Source organism: Streptomyces huasconensis (genome assembly GCF_021028635.1).
In the GTDB taxonomy this organism is placed as follows: domain Bacteria; phylum Actinomycetota; class Actinomycetes; order Streptomycetales; family Streptomycetaceae; genus Streptomyces; species Streptomyces huasconensis.
This window is the reverse complement of record NZ_CP086119.1, coordinates 8,175,484-8,197,030: the sequence shown is the minus strand read 5'-3', so window position 1 is coordinate 8,197,030 and position 21,547 is coordinate 8,175,484. Positions and strand designations below refer to the sequence as shown.

At 69.6% G+C, this 21,547-nt stretch carries 23 protein-coding genes and 1 pseudogene; 14 read left to right on the top strand and 10 right to left on the bottom strand.

The genetic code is table 11. From position 1 onward, the window contains the following. Positions 1-86: 86 nt before the first annotated feature. The 4 genes from J2N69_RS36215 to J2N69_RS36200 all read left to right on the top strand — a co-directional run bounded on the left by J2N69_RS36215 (position 87) and on the right by J2N69_RS36200 (position 4,403). Positions 87-524: a hypothetical protein gene (locus J2N69_RS36215; RefSeq protein ID WP_230905021.1), complete on the top strand. Its 438-nt coding sequence runs from the start codon at positions 87-89 to the stop codon at positions 522-524. Positions 525-610: 86 nt separating this feature from the next. Next, positions 611-1,741, top strand: coding sequence for an endonuclease domain-containing protein (locus tag J2N69_RS36210; protein WP_230898833.1), 1,131 nt, complete (start codon positions 611-613; stop codon positions 1,739-1,741). Positions 1,742-2,200: 459 nt separating this feature from the next. Continuing rightward, the gene (locus tag J2N69_RS36205; protein WP_230898834.1) at positions 2,201-3,499 is read left to right on the top strand and encodes a GNAT family N-acetyltransferase; all 1,299 of its coding nucleotides are present in this window, start codon (positions 2,201-2,203) and stop codon (positions 3,497-3,499) included. A gap of 181 nt (positions 3,500-3,680) precedes the next feature. Continuing rightward, positions 3,681-4,403, top strand: a complete 723-nt coding sequence (locus J2N69_RS36200; RefSeq protein WP_230898835.1) for a hypothetical protein — start codon at positions 3,681-3,683, stop codon at positions 4,401-4,403. 128 nt (positions 4,404-4,531) lie between these two features. Here J2N69_RS36200 and J2N69_RS36195 read toward each other — a convergent pair whose 3' ends face one another. The 4 genes from J2N69_RS36195 to J2N69_RS36180 form a co-directional block, all read right to left on the bottom strand. Continuing rightward, the gene (locus tag J2N69_RS36195; protein WP_230898836.1) at positions 4,532-5,248 is read right to left on the bottom strand and encodes a hypothetical protein; all 717 of its coding nucleotides are present in this window, start codon (positions 5,246-5,248) and stop codon (positions 4,532-4,534) included. Between the two features lie 745 nt (positions 5,249-5,993). Beyond that, positions 5,994-7,106 (bottom strand): hypothetical protein, encoded by a 1,113-nt coding sequence (locus J2N69_RS36190; protein ID WP_230898837.1) that lies wholly within the window; start codon positions 7,104-7,106, stop codon positions 5,994-5,996. 723 nt (positions 7,107-7,829) lie between these two features. Next, positions 7,830-8,129 carry a GrpB family protein gene (locus tag J2N69_RS36185; RefSeq protein WP_230904515.1) on the bottom strand — a complete coding sequence of 100 codons (300 nt, stop codon included), beginning with the start codon at positions 8,127-8,129 and terminating at the stop codon, positions 7,830-7,832. Positions 8,130-8,489: 360 nt separating this feature from the next. Further along, complete coding sequence (locus J2N69_RS36180; RefSeq protein ID WP_230904514.1) at positions 8,490-8,717, bottom strand: hypothetical protein; 228 nt, start codon at positions 8,715-8,717, stop codon at positions 8,490-8,492. A gap of 511 nt (positions 8,718-9,228) precedes the next feature. On the opposite strand from J2N69_RS36180, the gene J2N69_RS36175 reads away from it, so the two are divergent. The 3 genes from J2N69_RS36175 to J2N69_RS36165 all read left to right on the top strand — a co-directional run bounded on the left by J2N69_RS36175 (position 9,229) and on the right by J2N69_RS36165 (position 11,576). Beyond that, positions 9,229-10,035: an SDR family NAD(P)-dependent oxidoreductase gene (locus J2N69_RS36175; RefSeq protein ID WP_230904513.1), complete on the top strand. Its 807-nt coding sequence runs from the start codon at positions 9,229-9,231 to the stop codon at positions 10,033-10,035. 159 nt (positions 10,036-10,194) lie between these two features. Next, positions 10,195-10,980, top strand: a complete 786-nt coding sequence (locus tag J2N69_RS36170; protein ID WP_230904512.1) for a GNAT family N-acetyltransferase — start codon at positions 10,195-10,197, stop codon at positions 10,978-10,980. Between the two features lie 104 nt (positions 10,981-11,084). After that, the gene (locus J2N69_RS36165) at positions 11,085-11,576 is read left to right on the top strand and encodes a hypothetical protein (RefSeq protein ID WP_230904511.1); all 492 of its coding nucleotides are present in this window, start codon (positions 11,085-11,087) and stop codon (positions 11,574-11,576) included. A gap of 238 nt (positions 11,577-11,814) precedes the next feature. Here the strand turns inward: J2N69_RS36165 and J2N69_RS36160 are convergent, their stop codons facing one another. Beyond that, positions 11,815-12,048 carry a hypothetical protein gene (locus J2N69_RS36160; protein WP_230904510.1) on the bottom strand — a complete coding sequence of 78 codons (234 nt, stop codon included), beginning with the start codon at positions 12,046-12,048 and terminating at the stop codon, positions 11,815-11,817. A gap of 204 nt (positions 12,049-12,252) precedes the next feature. On the opposite strand from J2N69_RS36160, the gene J2N69_RS36155 reads away from it, so the two are divergent. From J2N69_RS36155 to J2N69_RS36145, 3 genes are read left to right on the top strand one after another with little or no spacing between them, the layout of a single operon-like run. After that, entirely contained in the window at positions 12,253-13,029 is a 777-nt protein-coding gene (locus J2N69_RS36155) for a hypothetical protein (protein WP_230904509.1), read from the top strand. A gap of 3 nt (positions 13,030-13,032) precedes the next feature. Next, positions 13,033-13,482, top strand: coding sequence for a phage holin family protein (locus J2N69_RS36150; RefSeq protein ID WP_230904508.1), 450 nt, complete (start codon positions 13,033-13,035; stop codon positions 13,480-13,482). Then, positions 13,458-14,150 (top strand): DUF3618 domain-containing protein, encoded by a 693-nt coding sequence (locus tag J2N69_RS36145; protein WP_230904507.1) that lies wholly within the window; start codon positions 13,458-13,460, stop codon positions 14,148-14,150. The genes J2N69_RS36150 and J2N69_RS36145 overlap by 25 nt, the downstream gene beginning before the upstream one ends. A gap of 124 nt (positions 14,151-14,274) precedes the next feature. On the opposite strand, the gene J2N69_RS36140 is transcribed toward J2N69_RS36145, so the two are convergent. Beyond that, entirely contained in the window at positions 14,275-14,685 is a 411-nt protein-coding gene (locus tag J2N69_RS36140; RefSeq protein WP_230904506.1) for a preprotein translocase subunit TatB, read from the bottom strand. A 527-nt stretch (positions 14,686-15,212) separates the two neighbouring features. Between J2N69_RS36140 and J2N69_RS36135 the strand changes: the two genes are divergently transcribed. Beyond that, a complete protein-coding gene (locus tag J2N69_RS36135; protein WP_230904505.1) occupies positions 15,213-15,671 on the top strand; it encodes a hypothetical protein in 459 nt (152 codons plus the stop codon). On the opposite strand, the gene J2N69_RS36130 is transcribed toward J2N69_RS36135, so the two are convergent. The 4 genes from J2N69_RS36130 to J2N69_RS36115 all read right to left on the bottom strand — a co-directional run bounded on the left by J2N69_RS36130 (position 15,666) and on the right by J2N69_RS36115 (position 19,456). Continuing rightward, the gene (locus J2N69_RS36130; protein WP_230904504.1) at positions 15,666-16,646 is read right to left on the bottom strand and encodes a magnesium and cobalt transport protein CorA; all 981 of its coding nucleotides are present in this window, start codon (positions 16,644-16,646) and stop codon (positions 15,666-15,668) included. The genes J2N69_RS36135 and J2N69_RS36130 overlap by 6 nt on opposite strands. A gap of 85 nt (positions 16,647-16,731) precedes the next feature. Beyond that, positions 16,732-17,763: an NAD(P)/FAD-dependent oxidoreductase gene (locus J2N69_RS36125; protein ID WP_230904503.1), complete on the bottom strand. Its 1,032-nt coding sequence runs from the start codon at positions 17,761-17,763 to the stop codon at positions 16,732-16,734. Next, complete coding sequence (locus J2N69_RS36120) at positions 17,760-18,275, bottom strand: isoprenylcysteine carboxyl methyltransferase family protein (protein WP_230905020.1); 516 nt, start codon at positions 18,273-18,275, stop codon at positions 17,760-17,762. The genes J2N69_RS36125 and J2N69_RS36120 overlap by 4 nt, the downstream gene beginning before the upstream one ends. 8 nt (positions 18,276-18,283) lie before the next feature. Further along, the gene (locus J2N69_RS36115; protein WP_230904502.1) at positions 18,284-19,456 is read right to left on the bottom strand and encodes a type III polyketide synthase; all 1,173 of its coding nucleotides are present in this window, start codon (positions 19,454-19,456) and stop codon (positions 18,284-18,286) included. A gap of 45 nt (positions 19,457-19,501) precedes the next feature. Here J2N69_RS36115 and J2N69_RS36110 point away from each other — a divergent pair, with 45 nt between their 5' ends. The 3 genes and pseudogenes from J2N69_RS36110 to J2N69_RS36100 form a co-directional block, all read left to right on the top strand. Beyond that, positions 19,502-20,362: a UbiA family prenyltransferase gene (locus J2N69_RS36110; protein WP_230904501.1), complete on the top strand. Its 861-nt coding sequence runs from the start codon at positions 19,502-19,504 to the stop codon at positions 20,360-20,362. 100 nt (positions 20,363-20,462) lie between these two features. Continuing rightward, positions 20,463-21,191, top strand: a complete 729-nt coding sequence (locus tag J2N69_RS36105) for a YqjF family protein (RefSeq protein ID WP_230904500.1) — start codon at positions 20,463-20,465, stop codon at positions 21,189-21,191. Continuing rightward, positions 21,188-21,376, top strand: a pseudogene (locus tag J2N69_RS36100) (hypothetical protein); the annotation flags it as partial. The gene J2N69_RS36105 and the pseudogene J2N69_RS36100, both read left to right, overlap by 4 nt. Between the last annotated feature and the right edge of the window lie 171 nt (positions 21,377-21,547).

Sequence of the window (21,547 nt, the reverse complement as noted above, 5' to 3'; positions counted from 1 at the left end):
GATCCGAGACGGTCTGGCAAGACCGTGTACACCGGCTGGCCGCAGCCACGGGATCCATACCGACGGCGGTGGTACCACACGCGCTGGTGTCCTACCCCGAGACGATCGCCGTGGCCCGGCTGCTCGGCGCTCGGCACTGGCAGCAGCAGTTGCGCCAAACCGCCGCAGCCAAAGGGGTAGGCGCCGCAAGAGAATTGCTGCTCCAGGAAATCAGCCGCCGGGCCGACAGGCCATGGCTCGCGGACTGGCTGATCGCCTACACCCGCACCAGGCCCAGGACAGCCGCACAAACCGATCCCCTCGAACAGTGGCTGCGCAGGCTCACCGCTGCGGACAGCCCCGAAAGCAACGGCTTGTGGGCGGTGCACGGGACAGCTGTACGGCCCAGCGAATACAGCCACCGCGTCGGCTTCCTCACCGACCGCCGCCCCCGCAGCCTCTGCGAAGAGGCCGGGGCGGCCTTCCTCACCGGTGGCTGGGAACCGGTGCCCTTGCCACGGCCCGAGCCGGCGCCCTGCCCGTGACATCTCCTCAGCGGAGCGGTCGCCCCGTCGGCCTGCTCGGTGACTCGTCCATTGTCTCTATCAGCGATTTCAAGGAGCTGTGCCTCATGTGGCTTTCACTCCAGGCAGCACACCAAAGGCTTGCCGACCTCACCCACCACACGGCAGTCCCCGCCTATCTGGATCATGTGAACCGCTACACGTTCTCCGCTACCAGCCACGTGCTCATCGGTGATATGGCCGTGCCCGGCTACAAGTACCGGCAGCAATGGCGCTTCCTTGACCGGGACATCCAGAAGTCCGGCAAGCGGCTCGCCGGACTCGAGATCGACCCCGGCGACCTGGTCGACGCCGGTCTGGAGGCCAGCGAGCCGCACACCTGGCGCTCTCGCGTCTGGCAGTGGATCTCTCAGGCCACCTATGAGTCCGAGCTTCCTCGGATGCAGGGCCCTGGTGTCCTATCCAAGAATTTCACCGGGCAGCAGCTGCCCGAAGCTTTCACTCAGCGGACCATCGCGAGCACCCGGCCGTTGCCGCTGATGGTCTGGTCGGGGAAGGAGTGGCTGGTTCCTCGCGCCTATGCTGCTGTGCTGGACCGGGCCGAGGAGGTCGAAGCCGGCCTCGCAGCGCAGGACGACGTGTGCAGCGGCTGCGGAACGCCGGCCGGCAGCAAGCAGTGGCGTTCCTCCAGCGCCTCAGGATTCGTCGTCCTGTGCCCGTCGTGTGCTGCCCAGGCCGCCAGGCCCTACACCGGCCATCTGCGAGGCCGCCAGTACACGAAGGCGTTCGCCAAACGCTCTCCCGCCGAGGCTTTCCTGTGCCGGATGTGTCCTGAGCCTCGGCGAGCCCTGTACTGGGACCATTGCCATTCCCACGGTCTGTTCCGCGGGCCGTTGTGCGTGAAGTGCAACAACTCCGAGGGCACTCGTGGGTTCATCGACCGTCCTGGAGCGGTCGATCACCTTCTGCAGTGCACGGACTGCCGCGCTCAGCGGACCCTCCCCCTTCAGCACCACGCCGACATCGTCCGCTGCCTTGCCGTATTCGAACCACACGCGGCATGCACGCACGAGCTGTCCTGGAGGTGGTTCTACGTCGAGGACGACGGATCGGTTTTGGCCCGGTTCCAGTGCTATCAGCATCAGCCAGAGCTTGTATGGTCCGTCACCGTCCCATCGGACGAAGTGAAGCTTCTCGTACGCCAATTCATCGACGAAGTCATCGGCCCCGGCCTGTAGCAGGGACGTCGGGCATGTTGTTCGCGGCCGCCACCGGAGGCGTCTGGAAGTGGCGCACGTCCAGCAACAGCGGCTACACCGCCCTGTGCCCTACGTGCGCCTCCTCCATCGCCCACCCCTCAGGTGATTGGCCCCGCAGTCGGTGCACAGGTCTCCACTCCTGTTTCTGCAGCCGACGTATCGACCGCCGTCGTACTCGTAGCGTCACTTCTCGATCCCTGGATCGTCACAAGCCATATTCAGTCTCACTTGCGTCAAGATCGTCTCTACTTGGCCCAGCTCAACGAGTACACCCATGGGCGGTCACACGGTCTCGGGGCTGGATCCGAGGTCCTGGGATGGTTCGCCGGAACCCCATCCTGAGCAAGCCGGACAATCCCGCGTAACTCTGTCTCGCAGCCTGTACACCGCAGGCGATACTGCCGAGGGTGCGTGGAGCCAGCAGGACAAGGAGCAATGATGAGCGAGCGGACCATCCACCTCGATGCCGACCAGCGTGACTGGCGCTGCCGCAAGATCCGTATCCGGGCACATCGCTGGTACGCCCGGGTCGAACTCGAGCGTGACGGGTACGTGGACGCCGTGTCCTCACGAGGCGACACCGCAGAGTTGCCCACTGCGTACACCGATGTTGTCGAGAAGGTTCAGGACGCGGCCGTCGACCGCCTCTGGTACGACGGCTACCCGGGCAGCTTCACCTGGAGCAACGGGAGTCGCTGGGTCACTTTACCCGTTCCGTTCACGGAGGTTGAGGCTGCGGTCGGAGCGCTGCGTGAGGCGGAACTCCAAAACGACTACAGCGGGCTTGCGGCACTGGCCGGTCGGCTGACGCTGCCTATAGAGGACTGGCTGGCTCCGGGCGAGCGGGAGTTGCTGCGTGGAGTGGACTTCCATTCGCCGCCTGCCGTGTTTCTGCGGTTCCTGCGGGGCAAGGCCAGGAGCAGCGGGCTGCGTCTCAATGGCCGGGCTACGGCTGGGAGTGTGTGGGTGCGCCCCACACTGCCGACGGCCGAGAAGCAGCTGCGGGAGATGTTCCCTGAGCAGTATCCGGGTTGGGTGGACCGGTGGAGCGGTCATGTCGACTCGGGCGACACGCTGCACCGGCCCTGGGTGGGAGGCCGCGACCAGGACCTCAGTCAGCATGCCGCCCCCGTCCAGTTCCGCCTGCTGCAGCTTTCACTCGATCATGAGTGCCGGTGCGGGTACCGGGGGCAGAGCGGCAATGACGGCCGTGAGCACGCCGGCCACCACGCGACATGGGCGCTTGGTGTGCGGGTTCCCAAGAACCTCTCCTGGCCGGGTGACCTGGCCGTGGTGACGGCTCAGTCCCCCATCGCGTGGCGCAGGCTCGCCTACAAGGTGGCGGGGATGCCGCAGAGGGAGAATCACTACGACTTCCGCTCCTGGTCTCACCTCGGCGAGCCCGAAGAAACAGAAGACAACGTTCGGGCGTACTTGCTGAAATCGAACGGGCACGTTGTCGGCTACTTAGCAGCCCATGACACCGGTCACCATCGGCCCTGGGACCTCGTCGACGAATCCCCGCTCGGCGACGCAGACGACACCCTGCGGCCGCGGATCGACCTGATCTGGGTGGCGGCCAACTATCGGCGCCAAGGGGTGGGTGCCATGCTCGTCCAGGCGCTCGCCGACGACTTCGGCTCCCCCGTCGCTGAGGTGTCCTGGTCTACGCCGATCAGCCGGTCAGGGCTGCAGCTCGCGCGCCGCCTCTCGCCCGACGGCATCTGGGTGGGCTGAACCGCGCTGGCGAGCGCGTGACGGCGAAACCCAGGAGGCGCCTACTTGTTAGTTCTGCTGCTGGTCATGGTGTCGGTGGGGGAACGTAGGCTCTGCTGTTTCTCGTGGGGCTCCACGGGGCTGGTGCATCACAGACAAGGGGGCGGATCGGTTGTCCGGGGAACACGGGGAGGCGCAGTCGGTGGAGGAGAGGCTGCGGGAGTCGGTGGCCTGGGGGCGGCAGAGGCTGGAGGAGATGGAGGTCTTCGCAGCCGAAGACGGTCTGCGATGGGCTGCTGCTCATGGGCTGGTTCTGTCGGTGTGGCGGAACGGGCCGATCGAGGACGCGCACGCCGCACGGCCCACCAGCCGCCGCAAAGGCCTCTCGGACGGGGCGATGTTCGCCCGGAACACATGGCTCACGCGGCAGGCGTTCGATGTCCTGGGATCGGACGACCGGTACCGGCTGTACAAGCTGGAGGATCTGATTCTGGACCGTGAAACTGTCTGGCCGGGGTGTGGCGGAACGCTCACGGACTTCGGGTGGGGGTTCCTCGGGGAGATCCAGAAGCATGTGAAGAAACGAATCGACCAACTCGCCTACGTCGAAAAGGAAGCGGGGCCGGAAGACTTCCTGGTCTTCGCCGGCGCTCCCCAGATCGGCACGCATACCGATCACTACGGGATGCCGCTGTGGCCAGCATGCGTGGAAGCGGCCCTGCACCGGTTGCGGGGCGGGGACGCGGAGTTCTGGCGTGAGTGGGGTGAGCTGATGGAACGTGTCGGACCGGCCCCGGACAGCATCACCGCAGATCTCGAAACGGCAGGCAAACTCATGCTGGAATCTCCCTGGGAGCTCGGTTCCGAGGTTCTGGGCTGGTTCGCCTGGAACCCCATCCTGAGCAAGCCGGACACGACAGCCTAGCCATCTCCGCAACCAGCCCGGATTCTGACGGCGGCTACGCGCCTCCGTCAGAATCCGGGCACGGTCGGAAGTCTCATGCGCTCACGCACACCGGCGCACGGTGCCTGTCGTCGAGAACTCGTCCTCGTCTATCGCCATGCTTCCGGATCCGCCTTGACCGCGTCCCGAGCCGCCTGCAGGAATGCCTCTGTCTGCCGCTGAACGGAGCCCGGTCCCAGCGCGCTCAACGCCGCCTCGCCCCCAACCGCGGCCATGCGCTGATGCATCTCCACAGATGCCGACATGGAGTCCACCTCCAGGGCGTCCGTGAACTCCGCGGGCACGTCGCGCACGTCCTGGATCACCAGAACGAGCCGCTCCCGGGCGTAGCCTACGGTGCGGACCCGCCATCCGAGTTGGCGTGCCGCACGCCGCATCGCGGCACGGATCAGTTCCATACCTCCCAGCGCCTGGGCGTCCGCAGGGTGAAGACGGGCCTCCAGAGTCCCGCCGTAGCCGCCGGCCCCTTCGGGGCAGCTGGCCTGAAGCACCGGCGTCAACGCTACGGCCAGAGCAACACACCGCGGGTCCTTCGACAGAGCAGGCCGTTTGACCGGCACGGGTTCGGCTGTCTCCGTTGCGACGGCGGCCGGCTCGGCTCCGGAAGGGGTCCGCTTCGGCACCAGGTCGCCAAGGTTCTGCCGCAGGACGACCAAGGCCAGCTGCATGCCGGCATCGTCGAGCCGGGTCGGGAGAAGTCCCGCCTCGCTGCAAGCGATCACATGACTCAGAGCCTTCTGATAGGCCATGGGCTGGGCAGAGGCGAAGGCCCGGGCCAGGCGCGTGCGGTGAATACGACCGGACATCACGATCCCATCAAGGCCCGCACCATCGGATACACCCCACCGCACTCCGTACCCAGCAGGCCGTGGACGTGAAAGGTCAGATCCGAGCCGGAGTACATCACTGTGGTCCTGGCGGCGGCCGGGTTCACCCAAGGCGGTGGCCCTACGGGGTGGCATGCGCCCACAAGCGCAAAGCCAGTATGCCACCCCGGCTTCCCCTGCCGGGTCGATGGGCGCGCAGCGTTGTCTGGTGCTGATCTCGCGCGCCCAGGGCGGGACTCACGTTGTGACGTGGTGGACGGTCGGCACGTGTCCTTGGGGGTTGGTTTGCCGTTGCAGCAGCAGGGGGCTGAGCGAATGGGCAGGCGCATGTCGTACGGATACGGTGGCGGGCGGTCCTGGCCGAGATCCAGACCCGGCGGCGGGCTGAGGAGGACGCGGCCCGCGCGTACCGTGCGGCTGCGGCTGGCCGTGCCACGGCTGGTCGCTGGCAGGAGGCGTTCGAGGCTCCGGCGGTCCGGTTCGGGCGGCGGCTGAGCGTGGTGGCGCCGAGCACCGTGACGGTGGCCGGCGGTGTTCGCGCGGTCTCGGATGTGCCGGTCCAGAGTTTCGGCGAAAGCCTCGCACGCCGAGGAGGTCAGCAGGTGCTGCCAGCATGGCGCAGCGGCCGCAACACGCCAGGACCCTCGCAAGGGAGAGTCGCGGTGCCTCGGTCGGGGCTGCCGGGAGCGCGGCGGGCCGTACAACTGCCGGGCCGGGGCATGTCTCACACTGTCGAGGAGATGTGCGATCCGGACCAGGCATCCAGAATTCCGGCGACGCGGCCAGTGTGGCTCGCGAGACCTTCGTGCAGAAGGCGGGCGTCCGCCTCGGAGAAGTATGCGTCCAGCAGCCCGTAGAGCGGTTGGTGGAGCGACAGTTGCTCGTGCACGTTCCGTAGCGGCACGTAGTGGACCAGGGTGTTCCTGAAGCCGCCGTGGGCTTTCAGGATCAGACCCGTCATGGGGGCGTCGAGGATCTCATTCAGCACAGAGCGGTCGGGCAATCGAAGGCTGGCTCCGTACTGCTCATTGAGCTTGCTGAGACTGGAGAGCACATGGTGGAGCGTGATGTAGCGCAGTTTCCACAAGCTGACCGCTGAAGACTGCTCGGGCTCCTCGGCCAGGAGGATATCAAGGGTGTTCAGCGCGCAGGTCATGGCGGTCAGGGAGGCCTTGACCTCCTCAGGCAGAGAGGGGGCGAAGCCTCCCCGGTAGTGCTTCTTCGCCCGGACATTGTTCGCTGTCAGGTCCGGCTCGGCCACCGTGTCGAGGAAGGAAGGGCCTTGCCAAGGGAATCCGTCGGCCATGGTACTCACGTAGCGGCTCTGTTCCACTGCGATGTCGTATAGCACCGGGCCCAGTACTTCGGGTTTGAGGGACCGGGGGGGAAGGGCGAGGAAGAAGCTGACTGTGTGGGAGGTGGAGATGAGCTTGCCGCGGAAGCGCCAGAGGGCGAGGTCTGTCTCCAGTGGTCGCGCCAGCGGCAGCCACGTGTTGTTGAGATGCTCATGCCGGTGCTGCTCGATGATGCGCCGGAACTCAGCGCTCACCGCCACTGGCGTCTTGGCCTTGTCGTCGTAGAGCTTGACCGAGTTCCGTGCGCGCTCGATCGCCGGGGCGTGGTTGTAGGCGAGTGCGGCCGCGAGGTCGGGATCGATACGGCGGAGAGCCTTGTGGGACTCGTGGATGATCAGGCACATGTAGTTGTACAGGCAGAAGATCGGGACGACGGCCCGGTCTTGTGAGGTGGCGACCGCTTGGAAGAATCGTCGCAGGAACATGAGGTCCTGCGCGATCAGCTGCAGGGCGATGTCGTTGCCGGACGGGCGCGTGGTCATGAGTGCGCTGTACTCCCATTGCGTGTCGGGGGTCGCCTTCTACGGCATGCCAGAACCCACGCAGTCGAGAGCCAAGCAGTCGTTCCGAGGCATCGTGTCAGCAGTCCATGCCGGCGTACACCTGGTTTCTCGCGAGCATGAGTGGTGGCTGGTGAGGAGTTCGCCCCAGTGCACGGGCGGAGTGATGAAGTACTCCAGCCAGGTGGGGGTGTCTCTCACAACGCAGGCCGTCGGCCAGGTGTGGCCATCGATGTTGTCGAGGTTAGGGCTCCTCCTCCGGCAGTGACGTGCCGATGCAGGCCAGCTGGGGCACCCTCCGACCACCGAGACCCCTTACTCAAAACTACTTCTCGCACGCTCCGCGCCCGCAAGGACTGCCCTACGGCGCCGCGGTACTCATCCAGTGGCTTCTGCCGGCACCACCGCCCCGCCGGACGAAGAAACTGCGTCCCGTACACCGTGCCTCCCTGGCCCCCCACAACGTGCCAGCCGGCTGCGATGCGGTTTCGACCACTACACCGACGGCTCGGTAAAGCTGCGCAGCGTCCGCTCTCTGTGAGCAACACAGGCTGTACCAGCTCACAGGTCACAGAACGCAGGCCAACGGCACCACGTGTAACTCCATCGAAGGCCAGTCGAGGCCACCGCCAAGAACTCCTACCTAGGGGGTGCGCTCACAGACGTTGAGCAATGCCCAGCTCGGATTCCCCCACCTGCTCACCTTCACCCGAGCCGCCACAGCAGGGACCTGGAATGCCTCCCGCCCCCGAACCCCAAGATCGCCTTCATATCGGTAGTCCTGCCCGCGAGCCGCGAGATCAACTCAGGCATGACGGTCTCCTCGATCGCCACGACGTCAAGGTCGATGATCGGCTTGGCGGCACACTCGGGCACGGCCGTGCTGCCGACATGCTCGATGGACACAGCCAGATCCGCGACGTGAGGCGCCAGTCGCTGCCGCAGCTCCTCGAACCGCTCGGGCCATCGGAGGTCGTAGTCACTGACCACGATCATGCCAGTCATGTCGGCGCTCTCGCAGGATGGCCATCGCACCCCTCAGAGATCCCTGACTATCGCGTAGCGAATTGTCCCTTCTTCCCCGTCAATGCATGAGTGCGGCAGGACTAGCTGGTTGGTGAAGGGACGCCACGGCTACGGTCAGCGGGCTCTGTCCCATTTGACCTTGCACATTCCGTCCATCGAGCAGCAAGCCAGTCTCTCCGCGTGACGGCTTCGTGCACCGGCTCGTCGGCCGGTGAGCATGGCGGCACCGGGCAGGTGTTGCCGCCTTCACTTCCTTAGTCGGTCCGGGCGCAACCGACCCACCAGAGCGACCTGGTGAACGCGTTTGCTGCTCGGAAGCCGCGGGTGCCGGTCAGGCGATCATGGGTTGGTGGCGCGTTGCATGCGTGCGGCGGTCTGGTGGAGGTAGGCGGTCACCTCGGGGTCGGCATCGAGGGTGTAGTCGGCGTCGAGGGCGGCGAGGGTCTGGGCGATGCCGGGGAGGTAGTTGCTGGAGCAGTCGACGGTGCAGGTGGCTTCGTCGAGGGGGCGGATGCGGGTGGCCAGAGCCCAGGTGCGGCGGCGGACGGTGTCGGCGGGAGCGTGCACGGTCGCGATAGCACAGTAGCGGGTCGGGGCGGTGGCGATCTTGTCGGCGACGTAGGCGGCCGGGCCGTCGCCGGGGACGGCGCGGTGGGTGAAGCGGTGGCCTGCGCGACGTCCGCCACACCCCCGCTTCCGCGCATGACCTGCTGCGGCGCAACCTGACCGTGTACGGGCTTGGCGGTCTCGTCCTGCCGTTCGTCGGCATCAAGTCGATCGATCTTCTCATTTCCTCGGTGCCAGGCTTGGGGTGAGGCACCGTCAGGGCGGCGTCAGAGAAAGCCCGCCGGTCTTGTCCGGGGACGGGGCACAAGGTTCGATGGGGGGCATGAACAGCGCGTGGCTCCTGCTCGACCGACCGCCTCATCAGGCGTGGCCGTGTCGCACGCCCCGCTGTCCGGGCACGTCCGCCGTTCCGCGCTGACGCCGCCCGCCGCACCGCTGCTCCAGGGGCGCCGTGACCGTACCGGTCCGGCGCCCCTTTTGACGTACCACCCCACCTATCCCTGGACGAACCATGTCTTCTTCCCTGTCCGGACGCACCGTTCTCGTCACCGGTGCCACCTCCGGCATCGGCTACCAGACCGCCCGGCTCCTCGCCGAACACGGCGCCACCGTCCTCATGCACGGCCGCACCACCGGGGAGGCGCACACCGCCGTCGACCGTCTCGCCACGCAGTCCGGGATGCCGGCCGAGCAACTGTGCGCGTACGGGGCGGACTTCGCCCGTCTGGAGGAGGTCGAGCGACTGGCCGCACGGGTCACGGCATCCCACCCGCACCTGGACGTCCTGGTCAACAACGCCGGCATGGCGGCCCCGGAGCGGCACACCGTCACCGCCGACGGCAACGAGATCGCCTTCCAGGTCAACTTCCTCGCCCACTACCTCCTCACCCACCTCCTCGAACCGGCGCTCACCAGCGACCCCGGCGGCCGGGTCGTCAACGTCTCCTCCACGCTCCACCGCACCGGCTCCATCCAGTGGAACGATCCCAACCGCACCCGCCGCTACTCCCGCCTCGCCGCCTACGCCCAGTCACAACTCGCCCTCACCGTCTTCGCCGCCGACCCTCGCGTCACAGCGGTCTCCGTCCACCCCGGCATTTGTGACACGAACCTCCTGCCGCTGTACGCCCACGAAGGCACCGCCCCGGCCGATGGCGCCGCCCATGTCGTACGGCTCTGCGACCCGGCCGTCGAGATCGTCAACGGCGCCTACTACGACCGCGACCAGCGCGTCGCACCGGCGCCCGCCGCGACCGAAGAACGCACGATCAAGCGCCTCAACAAACTCGCCGACCTGCTCGTCGGCCACACCGCTTGAAAGGCATCCGTCACATGTCCAAGCGCGCCCGCAAGAAGAAGTTTCGCTGCAAGAAGAAGGCGAACCACGGCAGCAAGGCCGGCCAGAGCTGACCCGGCCGCGGCGGCCCACCCCATGGTGCGGGCCGCCCCCCCCCGTCCCGTCCCCGGAGGTTCTTCCGTGATCCCTCACCCCGCCCACCGGCCACCGGCCCTGGCCCGCCTCTTGCGCATCGGCGGGCCGGGCACCTCCGCTCTCGCCGAGCACGTCCTCGCCACCGGCCACGGCGCCTGGTGGACCGACCGCGCCGAAGACCCCCGCGTCATCGCCGTCACCTGCGGTGACCACGCCCTTCTGGCAGGCGACCCGACCGCCCTCACCTCGGCTGACCTCGCACCACTGGCCGGTCACCGCGTCGAGGCCCCCGAACGGTTCCTGCCGGCCCTCGCTGCCGCCCTCGGCCGCCTGCACTCCCAGGCCCGCATGCTCTACATCCACCGTGCGGCCGGAGTACCACCGCGCCTGGCCCGCAGAGTGACGGTGCGCCGCATCCGCCCCGAGGACGGACCGGCGCTCGCCGCGGCCGCCCCGGCGACAGCATGGATCCACGCGAGCTGGGGTGGCCCTGCTGCGCTCGCGGCATCCGGATACGGCTGGGCCGCCTTCCACAGGGACCGCGTGCTCGCCATGGCCTGCACACACTTCACCGGAACCCGGTACGAGGACGTGGCCTGCCCCTCCAACCCTGACGGACGACGGCAACACCTCTCCCTCGCCTGCGTCCAGGGCCTGATCGCCGACGTCACCGCTCGCGGCCGGACCGCCACCTGGAGCTGTGCCGGCGACCACCGCGCCAGCCGCCTCCTCGCCTGGACGGCCGGCTTCCGCCTCGCCGACGAGTACGTCCATCACACAACGGAACCTGTCCCCGTCAGCAGCGTGTCAATTCTGCGGGCGGCGGCCTAAACACCGCGTAGCTGTCCCAGAGCACGGCGGGCGGAGAGCCTAGCGTCGGCTCCATGCAGCCATCGCCATCTCCGTGTCCCCCGGCGGACGCTCCCCCGGACACTGTGTACGACGCCGGATGGCTTGGCGAGGCACGGTATGCGATCGGGTGTACAACCCTCCTGCTCGGAACGTCGCTGCTCGTCGATGCAGCCGCACACGGTCTGACCCTGCTCCGGACGACAGCCTGGAGCACCCTGGCAGCAGCCCTGCTGGTGATACTGCTGCCCGTGCGTGTCAGCGCCGGACCAGGCCGACTGACGGTCCAAGGACTGTGGGCCACAAAGACGGTCCGAACCGACCGGCTCACGGCGGTCGACTGGCCTGCCGACATCGGACAGCAACTGGTTCTGACGGACAGAGACGGCGTACGGACAGAGGTCGATCTGCGTGTGCTCATCGCCAACCCGGCCCTGTGGCTGCGGCTCGAAACCGACGCGCGAGCTGCCGAGAAGCGCGGCACCCTCGGCCGCGGAGCAGCGAGTCTCGACCGGGTGTCCCTGCGCATCGATGCGGAGACCGCCCGTTCCGTCTTCAACATGTCGGGCCTGCGCTAGTCCTGGCAGGAAGAGCCGAGCCGCACCGGCTCCAGTGTTAAGAACGCGACATCAATCGCGTCGTGTCACGTCGAGCGCAGCGGTCGGCGGCAGTCTCCTCATGTGGCGCCCACGACTGCGGCAACCGGCCTGGAGGGTGTTCCCCCTGGGCGGGCGAGCCGAGATGCCGGTTCCGGGGCATATGACATGGCTGGAATACGTCGCCTGAACCCAACCGCTAACGGCGTCTTGACGAGTCTCACCCGTGGTGGCCCGGCTCCCCCGGTTCCCGTGCGGTGTCTGCACGTGGCGAGTGGCCCTGCGTCATCTCCACGAACCACCAGGTGCCCGCCACCACGCACGACCACAGCGCACCGTGCGCCAACGCGCCCGGCCAGGTGGTGGCGTACTCCGCCCACCGTTCCACGGCAGCAAGTACCACCCAGCTGACCAGCGCTACGCAGGCGACCCGTACCCGTCGATGTTTGAACATGTGTGCCCGGCTACCCGCAGCAGGAGTGCTGACACGAGTCCGACATGCGGCCAAGGCTTGCTTGCGGCAGCGTGGGAGCTGTAATGCGTCCGGCCATCGCACCAGTGTTCTCCCGCAATGAAAGAGCGGTAGCACCCCGGGATAGGGGTACGCGGCGGATACCAGACAGCCGAACCTGAACGCTTCGATCGACCAGGAGGAGCTTTGAGCGACTTCCAGGGCGCGGGCCGCCCGGACCAGAGCAAGTCCGCAGCGGTAGCGCAGACAGCCCAGGAGAAGGCCGGCGAGGGCGCCGACCTGGTGGGCGACAAGGCCACCGAGGTGGCCGGAACCGCGAAGGAACAAGCGGCAGGAGTGGCCCAGGAGGCCACCGCACAGGCGCGTGACCTGGTGGGAGAGCTGCGCGACCAGCTCCAGGGCCAGGCGCAGACCCAGACCCAGCGCCTCGCGGAGAACGTGCGCCGGCTCGCGGGTGAGCTGCGGGAGATGAGTGAGAACGGCAAGCCGGATTCCAGCGTGTCGGGCGTGGTGCGCCAGATAGCCGACGGCGGCCATCAGGTGGCTTCCCGGCTGGAGGAGCGCGGCCCGGACGGCCTCATCGGTGACCTGCAGGACTTCGCGCGGCGCAGGCCGGGCGTATTCCTGGCGGGAGCGGCGCTGGCCGGCTTCGCCGTGGCGCGGGCCGGCAAGGGAATCAGCGCCGCCGGCTCCGACGCGTCGAGCCCGGCCGCGGAGAGCGGGCAGCCCCGGTCTCCCGCCGGCCCGGTCGGCTCCCCCCAGCCCCCGGCGCCCGGGATCGGCGTTCCCCAGGCAGGGCCGCCGAGCCCTCAGACGTCCCCCGGCCCGTTCCCGCCGCCGCCCGTCGCTCCTGGCTACGGCGGGTCGGCCGCCCCCTCGCGGCCGGCCTCGACGACGCCACCCCCGCCACCGGCGGCCCCGCCGCCCTATTCGGGCTCGCAGGGGCCGAGCCAAGGGAGCTGAGCGGTGGCCACACAGTTTCCCGACCCCGTCGGCACAGGCGCCGAGCACCGAACGGCCCCCCGGTCCGCCAAGCCGGGCGATCCGTCCATCGGCGATCTCCTCAGCGAGATCAGCACCGATGTGTCGCAGCTGGTCCGCGACGAGATCGAACTGGCCAAAGCGGAGATCAAGCAGGAGTCGACGAAAGCCGGCAAGGCCGTCGGCATGCTCGGCGGAGCCGGTTACGCCGGCCACCTCGCGCTGCTCCTGGGCAGCCTGACCGTGATCTTCGCCCTGTCCCATGTCATGGACATCGCCTGGGCGGCCCTGATCGTCACCGCCGTGTGGGCGGTGGTCGCAGCGGTGCTGTACAAGACGGGCCGCACGCGCCTGCGCACCGTGAACCTCAAGCCCGAACAGACCGTGGAAACCCTGAAGGAGGACGCCCAATGGGCACGACACCCGACGAGCTGAGGACCGACGTGGAGTACCGGCGCGCTCATCTCGCCCGCAACGTCGACCTCCTGGCGGACAAGGTGACCCCCCGCAAGGTCGCCCAGCGCAAGGTCGGCGCGGCCCGGGGCCGGCTGACCGGCATCAAGGAGCGTGTCATGGGCACAGCCAGCAACACCGCAGGAAACGTCACGGACACCGCGCACGGGCTGGCGGACTCGGCCGGCCAGGCGGCAGGCAGCCTCGCCGACACCGCCAAGGACACGACCGGACAGATCAGTGAGGCCGTCCAGCGGGCGCCCTCCCAGGTGAAGCAACAGACGCAGGGCAGCCCGCTCGCGGCGGGGCTCATCGCCTTCGGTGCCGGCATGCTCACGGCCGCGCTGCTGCCGACCACCAAGGCGGAGGAGCGAGCGGGCCAGCAGCTGCGCGAGCACTCCGATGAACTGCTCGAACCGGTCAAGCAACAAGCCGTCCAGGCGGCACAGGACGTCAAGGAAGAGCTGCGCCAGCCGGCCGCCGAAGCGGTGGAAGCGGTCAAGTCCACGGCCCAGGACGCGGCCCAGACCACGAAGGAGCACGCCCAGAGCGCCGGACAGGACACGGCGCAGGGGCTGCGCGAAATGGGCCAGGACACCGTCCACGAGGTACGCGAGCAGCCCGGCCGCCCTGGGCAGCCGAACATGTGACGGACAGTTGACGGCCCCGCCCTCCCGGACCCGACGCGGTCGAGCAGCACAAGGGACCGGCCCACCCCTCGGTTCGGGGTAGGCCGGTCCTTGCGCTCTGTCGGGTCGGGTTCGCGCGAGCGGATCAGACGCAGACGCTGCCGACGCAGACCTTCACGTCGACGGGCAGGACGGTGATGCCGAACTTGCTCAGGTAGGTGTCGACGGTGGCCACCTCCAGGTTCGCGAGCTGCACGGTGACGGGGAGGTTCACGCTGGTGTCGGCGACGTCGGTCAGGGCGACTTCGAGGTCGCCGAGCTGGTTGCCCGAAAGGACGTTGATGTCACCGACGTTCACGGTGGTGCCGTTGAGGACGTTGTTGACGGTGATCAGGCCGGAACAGTTGACGGTGTGGTCGGGGCCGCCGCCCTGGTTGGAGCAGGTGTAGCTGTGCGGACTGCCGGCGCTGTGCTGCTGTGCCGTGGCCGGCGCGACACCGGCGCCGATCAGTGCGGCGGCCAGGCCGGTGGCGGCGGCGAAACGAGCGAGCTTCACAGTCGTCTCCTTCATGTGGACCCTCGGGAGCCGAGCGGGGCTCCCGAGGGATTCGCGGTCCTTGCGGGGACGGTTGCAAAGTCTTGCCCCGCCACGGAGCCGAGCCCAAGGCGGTATCCGGCACACCCGCCACAGGCGGCTGGGACACGGCCCGAGCACGGGCACCGCAGGTCAACGCCGGGCAAACGCAATACGCGGCGAAGATGGCTGTAGCTTCCGTTCCGGCCCTCGGCACCCTCCCCCGACCCCCCGGTACCAGCACCCGGGAGCAGGTCATGCGACGCGTGCCGACCTCCCGCGCGCGGGGCCGTTCCCGGCCATGCTGGGCCTTTCAAGCACGTCTGAAACCGCCTGGAGCACTCACGACCGGCACGTGCCCGAAGAACCCCACCGCGGCACGTGCCTACCTCATCGCGGCGAAGGCCCGATGACCCGGGCGCCGCGACAGGGCGACTTCGCAGCGCCGCGCATACATCGGTCCTCGGTATCGGGGCACGCGTCGATGTATGGGAAACCAGACGCTTGCCATGACCACCACACACGGCCGTCCGGCCGGGTTGCGGACCGGCGCCCCACAACAGCGGGCGGGGGGACGCCACCGGCGCTCCGGACGGCGGTTGGGCAAATGGCACCGGCGGCTGCTGGCCTATCGCGCCGTCGAACTGCTGCCTTCCCCCTCGCCGGAGGGGGAAGGTGCGGACTGCCTGCTCCTGGTGCACATCCGCAAGGTGGTCGGACGGGTGACCTACCGGGCCTGCGGGCAGTGCGCCGAGGGAGTGATCACCGACGTGGTCCTCGACGAGCCGTTCCGCGACAGTGGCCTGGGCACCAGGGCGCTGTCGCATCTGCGCTCCCGCTACCCCGGCGTCACCTGGCGCACCACGCTCGACCGGCGCCTCACGCGCGATCTGCTGCGGCGGATGCGCGTCCCGAAGGCGCCGGTCCGGGAAAACTGCCCCCACGTGTCCCCCGGCTCGGGGTCATAGCCATCCGTTGCGGCGGAATACGCGGTGGAGCGCTGTGCACGCGCCGACCATCACGGTGAGGGCGAGCGGGTAGCCGTAGGTCCACTGCAGTTCGGGCATGTGGGCGAAGTTCATGCCGTAGACGCCGGCGATGAGGGTGGGCAGGGCGAAGATGGCGGCCCAGGCGGAGATGGTGCGCATGTCATCGTTCTGCCGGGCGCCCACCTGGGCCAGGTGGGCATCCAGGACGGAGTTCAGTAGCTCGTCCAGGGACCGGACCTCGGTGTCGGTGCGGTGCACGTGGTCGGCGACGTCCCGGAAGTATGGCAGGGCCTCCTCGGGCCAGCCCGAGCGCGCACCGGTGAAGTCCTGCACCACGGGCACCAGAGGCTGCACGGCATCGCGGAATTCCAGCACCTCCCGCTTGAGGGAGTACACCTCTTCGGTCACGTCTTCGCGCTCCGGGGAGAACACCCGGCGCTCCAGGCCGGTGAGGTCGTCGCGCACCTCCGCGGCGATGGCGGTATAGGTGTCCACGGTCACGTCCAGCACGGCGTGCAGCACCGCCACGGGGCCCAGCGCCAGCATGGCCGGGTCGCGGTCGAGGCGACGGGCGGCCTCCGGTGCGGGGTCCGCCTTTCCGTGGCAGACGGTGAGGACGAAGTTCGGGCCGAGGAAGATCATGACCTCGCCGGATTCGACTTGCGAGGTCTCCTCCACGTACCGCAGCGTCTTCAGTGCGACGGACAGCACCTCACCGTAGCGCTCGCGCTTGGGCCGCTGGTGCGCTTGGACGGCGTCCTCGACCGCCAAGGGGTGCAGACCCAGCTCGCCGGCCAGCGCCTCCACTTCTTGGGCGGAGGGATCGGCCAGCCGGATCCACCCGAAGGTGCCTTCCGGCGCGTCCCGCAGCCGCTTCAACGCGCTCTTGGCGCTGTCAGCCGTCTGCGGCGCCTGAGGGGCGCCGCCGTCGCTTCGATAGATCACACACTCCATGCCTCACACCTGCACGCCGCGCACCGTTTCATGCGGGGCAGGGCGCAGCTGCGCGGTGGCGCGGCCTGCGGGCGAAGGTGAAACCTCAGGCCAGTGCGTTCACCGTGGCGGCGAACAGGCGCGGCAGGCGTGTGGCCGCAGGGGTGATGCGTTGTGCGAGTACGGGTTGTTGCCGGGCCCTGAGCAGGAGCTCGGTCAGGAGCCGGTGGCGGCGGGTTACTCGGCTCCAGTCGGTCTCGTAGCGGTGCGGTGTGCCACGGCGCAGGTTGGCGACCAGGGTCTGGGCGCCGGCCAGGGCGAGAGAGACGCCCTCGCCGGTCAACGCGTCGATGTATCCGGCGGCGTCGCCGACGAACAGGACCCGCCCGTGAGCGCGGGTACGGGCCGCCTGGCGCAGCGGCCCCGCGCCGCGCACCGCCGTGACGGCCGCTTCCGGGGCGAGGCGGGCCGCCAGTTCGGGGAAGCCGGCCAGCTGAGCGGCGAAGGGGGCGCGCCGGGCCGTCAGCAGGGCGACGCCGACGAGTTCCGGCCCGAGCGGGGTGACGTACGCCTCGGCCTGCGCTCCCCAGTACACCTCGATGTAGGGCGACCAGGGAGGCACGGCGTAGTGCCGGCGCAGCCCGTACCGGGGTGTTCCCCGGGGCTGCACGCCCAGGCCGAGGAAGCGGCGTACGGGTGAGTGCAGGCCGTCCGCAGCGATCAGAAACCGGGCGTGCAGTCCTGTGCCGGGGACGGTCACCCCTGTGGTGTCCTGACGTACTTCCTCCACCCGCAGGGGCAGTACGGGCACTCCCGCGTCCAGGACGGCCCGGTGGAGGGCTCTGTGCAGGCCGGTGCGGCGCGCACCGAGGCCGGGGCCGTGCCGGAACGCGGCCTGGACGCGGTGCGGGCCCTGGAGGTAGCGGATGCCGGTGAGGGGGTGGCCGGGGATCTGCAGGCCGAGTGCGGTGAGGGCGCGTACGGCGCTGGGCATCAGGCCCTCGCCGCACGCCTTGTCGACCGGTGTCGGGCGCGGCTCGGCGATGACGGTGTCGAGGCCGGCGCGCGCGGCGTGCAGGGCGGTGGCGAGGCCGGCGGGTCCGCCTCCGGCGATGATCAGGTCGTGGTGGCCGCTCACGCCGGGACCGCTTGGGCGAGGGCGGCGTTCTCGCAGCGGATGCGTACGGTGAGCAGTGCCGCGTTGGCGGCGGTGAACACCGCCGCGGTCAGCCACGCGGAGTGCACCAGGGGCAGGGCGGTGATCTCCACGGCGACCGCGGCATAGTTGGGGTGGCGCAGGAAGCGGTAGGGCCCGGCCGCGACCAGGCGTGCTCCGGGGACGACGATGACCCGGGTGTTCCAGTACGGCCCGAGTGTGGTGATGCACCACCAGCGCAGAGCCTGGGCCAGCAGGGCGAGCGCCAGCATGGGCCACCCCAGGGCGGGAAGGAACGGCCGGTCGGCGAGGGCGGGTTCGAGCAGGCAGGCCGCGAGCAGGCCCAGGTGCAGGGCGACCATGGCCGGGTAATGGCCTTGGCCGTGCTCCGCACCGCCCCTGCTGAGGACGCGCGCCGCATTGCGCCGGGCGACGATCAGTTCGGCGACCCGTTCGGCGGCGACGGCGAGTACGAGAAGCGCGTACCAGGTCATGGGATCACTCACCAGCGCAACAGGACGAATTCGGAGCAGAAACCCGGGCCCATCGCCAGCAGCAGCCCCCAGGTGCCGGGACCGGGCCGCCGGGACTCCCCCACGTTCTGCAGGATGTGCAGCACGGAGGCGGAGGACATGTTCCCGACCGTCGCCAGGGAGCGCCACGCGGAGTCCAGGGCGTCGTCGGGCAGGCCCAGGGTGTCGGTCATCGCGGAGAGGACCTTGGGGCCTCCCGGGTGGCACACCCAGATCCCGATGTCCTCGGTGGTCAGGTCGTGTTCGGCCAGGAAGGCGCGCAGCTGTCGGCCGAGGTGGTCCCGCACGACGTCGGGAACCGCGGCGTCGATCACGACGCTGAATCCGCGGGCGCCGATGTCCCAGCCCAGGAGCCGTTCGGTGTCCGGGTACAGGTGGCTGCGGGTGGCGACGACGCAGGGCCCGGCCGCGGCCGGTTGCGTGCTGCCGTCGGCTGTGCCGCCGCCGCGGGCGACGAGCGCCGCCGCGCCGTCGCCGAACAGGGCGCCCGCGACGAGGTTGGCCCGGGAGTCGTCGCGCTGCTGGAGGGTCAGCGAACACAGTTCGACGGTGAGCAGCACGGCGGCGTCGCCGGGGTGCCCGCGCAGGTAGTCGTGGACCCGGGCGATTCCGGCGGCGCCCGCCACGCAGCCCAGCCCGAAGACGGGGAGCCGCTTGACGTCGGGCCGCAGCCCCATGCGCCCGGCCAGCCGGGCGTCGAGCGACGGGGCGGCGATGCCGGTGATAGAGGCACACACCAGCAGGTCGACGTCGGCCGGCTCCAGCCCCGCCTTGCGCAACGCGCCGCTCAGGGCCTCCTCGCCCAGTTCCAGGGCCACCGCCAGCCACGCGTCGTTGCTCCGCCCGAAGTCACCGAGACCGGCGTGCCGCTCGATCGGCAGGGCGAGATGGCGCGTGCGTACCCCGGCGGACGCGTGCAGGCGGCGCAGTACGGCCCGGTTCGCCCCCGGGCGCAGGCACAGGTCGCCGATCGGCTCGGTGAGGTCGTCCTGGGCGTAACGGTGCGGGGGCAGCGCGGTGTGGACGGCGGCAATCGTGGTCGCCGCGCCGGGCGCGCGTCTGTACGCCAGCGCGGTGGGCGGGGCCGGTGACGGGGAGGAGGGCGGGGACGGGGCAGGGTCGACGATGGCGGGGACACGCATGCCGGTAATGCCTTCCGCACCGCGGGCACTGATTACCTTGCACACGTGTCTCTCCACCCATCTGGGGTTCTCTCGCGTACGACACGCCGTGCCCCGGCGTTGCTGCGCTCCTGTCACTTGGGGCCGGCGCTTGCCGTGACGGTGCTCGTGACCGCCCTGGCCGTGGCGGCGGGCCGGGGAAGTGCGGGGGCGGTGGTGGTGGCCGCGGCCGTGCTGGCCGGTCAGCTCTCCGTGGGCTGGTGCAACGACGCGGCCGACGCGCGGCGCGACACGGTGTGCGGGCGCGGCGACAAGCCGGTGGCCACCGGCGAACTCCCGCCTTGGGCGGTGGCGGTCGCGGCCGGGGCGGCGCTGACCCTGTGCGTGCCGCTGTCGCTGCTCAGCGGCGCCGCCGCGGGAACGGCGCACCTGTGCATGGTCGCCGCGGGGTGGGCCTACAACCTGCGGTTGAAGCACACGGTCTGCTCTCCGCTGCCCTACGCCGCGGCCTTCGGCGCGCTGCCGGCCTTCGTCACCCTCGGTCTGCCCACACCGTCCTGGCCCGCCTGGTGGGCGATGGCCGCGGGGGCGCTGCTGGGGGTGGGGGCGCACCTGGTGAACGTCCTTCCGGACATCGAGGACGACCTCGCGACCGGTGTACGCGGACTGCCGCAGCGGCTGGGCCGTCCGGCCTGCCGGTGGCTGGCCCCCTTCGTGATACTGGCGGCCCTAACCGTGATCGTCACGGGGGCGCCCGGGACGGTGGGGAGTGCGGATCGGGTACTGGCGGCGGTCGCCGTGATCGTCGCTGTCGCGGGCACGACCGTGCCGTCGGGGGCGCGGAGCCGGTGGCCGTTCCGGGCTGCGATCGCGGTGGCCGGCATGGCGGTGGCACAGCTCCTGCTGCGGGGCTCGGACCTGGCATGATGCCGGGCGCCCCGACGGGGCCCTGGCCTGCGCGCACAGGCTCGGCCCGGGCCTCTGCGTTGTGTGTTTCCGGCGACCGCACCCAGGGCATGGGCCCCCTATGGCGGGATACAGCCCGGATCGCCGGGTGCGCCTGCCCGCGCTGCGGGCCGCCTGGCTGACGCAGACATTCGTCCACTGGCCCTTCCGGCCGTCGGACATACGGACTCTGGTGCCCGAGGAGTTGGCCCTGGACGAGTACGAGGGGGCCGCCTGGGTGGGCCTCACGCCCTTCGTCATGGCGCATGTCCGCCCTCCCGGCACACCCGCGGCGCTGCCCGGACTCCCGGCGTTCGCGGAGACGAACCTGCGGACCTACGTCCGCCACCGCAACGGCCGGGACGGGCTGTGGTTCCTGTCCCTGGACGTCGCCTGCCCGCTGATGGTGGCGGCCCGCGCGCTCGGCGCCCCGTACTATCCGGCCACCCTCAGCGTGTCCGCGATCGGGGACACCGTCTCGTACGCCGGTTCGCGGTGGTCCGACGGGGCTTCGTACCGCATGGTCGTCCGCCCCGGTGACCCGGTCCGGCAGGCGGAGAGGGACATATGGATGACCGCGCGCTGGCAGGCGTACACACGCCGGCTGGGCATGCTCTGGGAGACCCCCGTCGAGCACGAGCCGTGGCCACTGGCCGGCGCTGCCGTCGAGGCGCTGGACGAGACGCTGACGGCCGCGGCGGGCCTGCCCGCCCCTCTCGGCCGCCCCGTGGTCCACTTCTCCCGAGGGGTCAGGCACGTACGGCTCGGCCCTTCCCGCCCGGCGGCACTCCGAGCGGAGACGAGCGGATGAGCCGCATGCCCAGCGGGGTCGCACGGCGCCCGCTGCTGCGCTTCAAGGGCTGGATCGCGGGCATGGGCACCTCGTCCGGGACCCGCATCGTGCTCGGCCACTGGCGCCGGTCGCCGTTCGGGCCCTTCAGCGGCGTGATGCTCGAACGCGCTGAAGGACAACGGCAGTTGCTGAACCCGGCCCGCCCTGAGACATCACCCAGACCCAGGTCAAGCGAGCGCACAGATCCGGCGCAGCAGCAGCGGACAAGTCTCTCCAGACCTTCCGCCTCCTCACCACCAACCCCATAGCGGACGCCCGCCGAGCTGGTTACGCTGAGTTTCGCAAGGGACCCTCGTACAGCACTTGGACGCAAC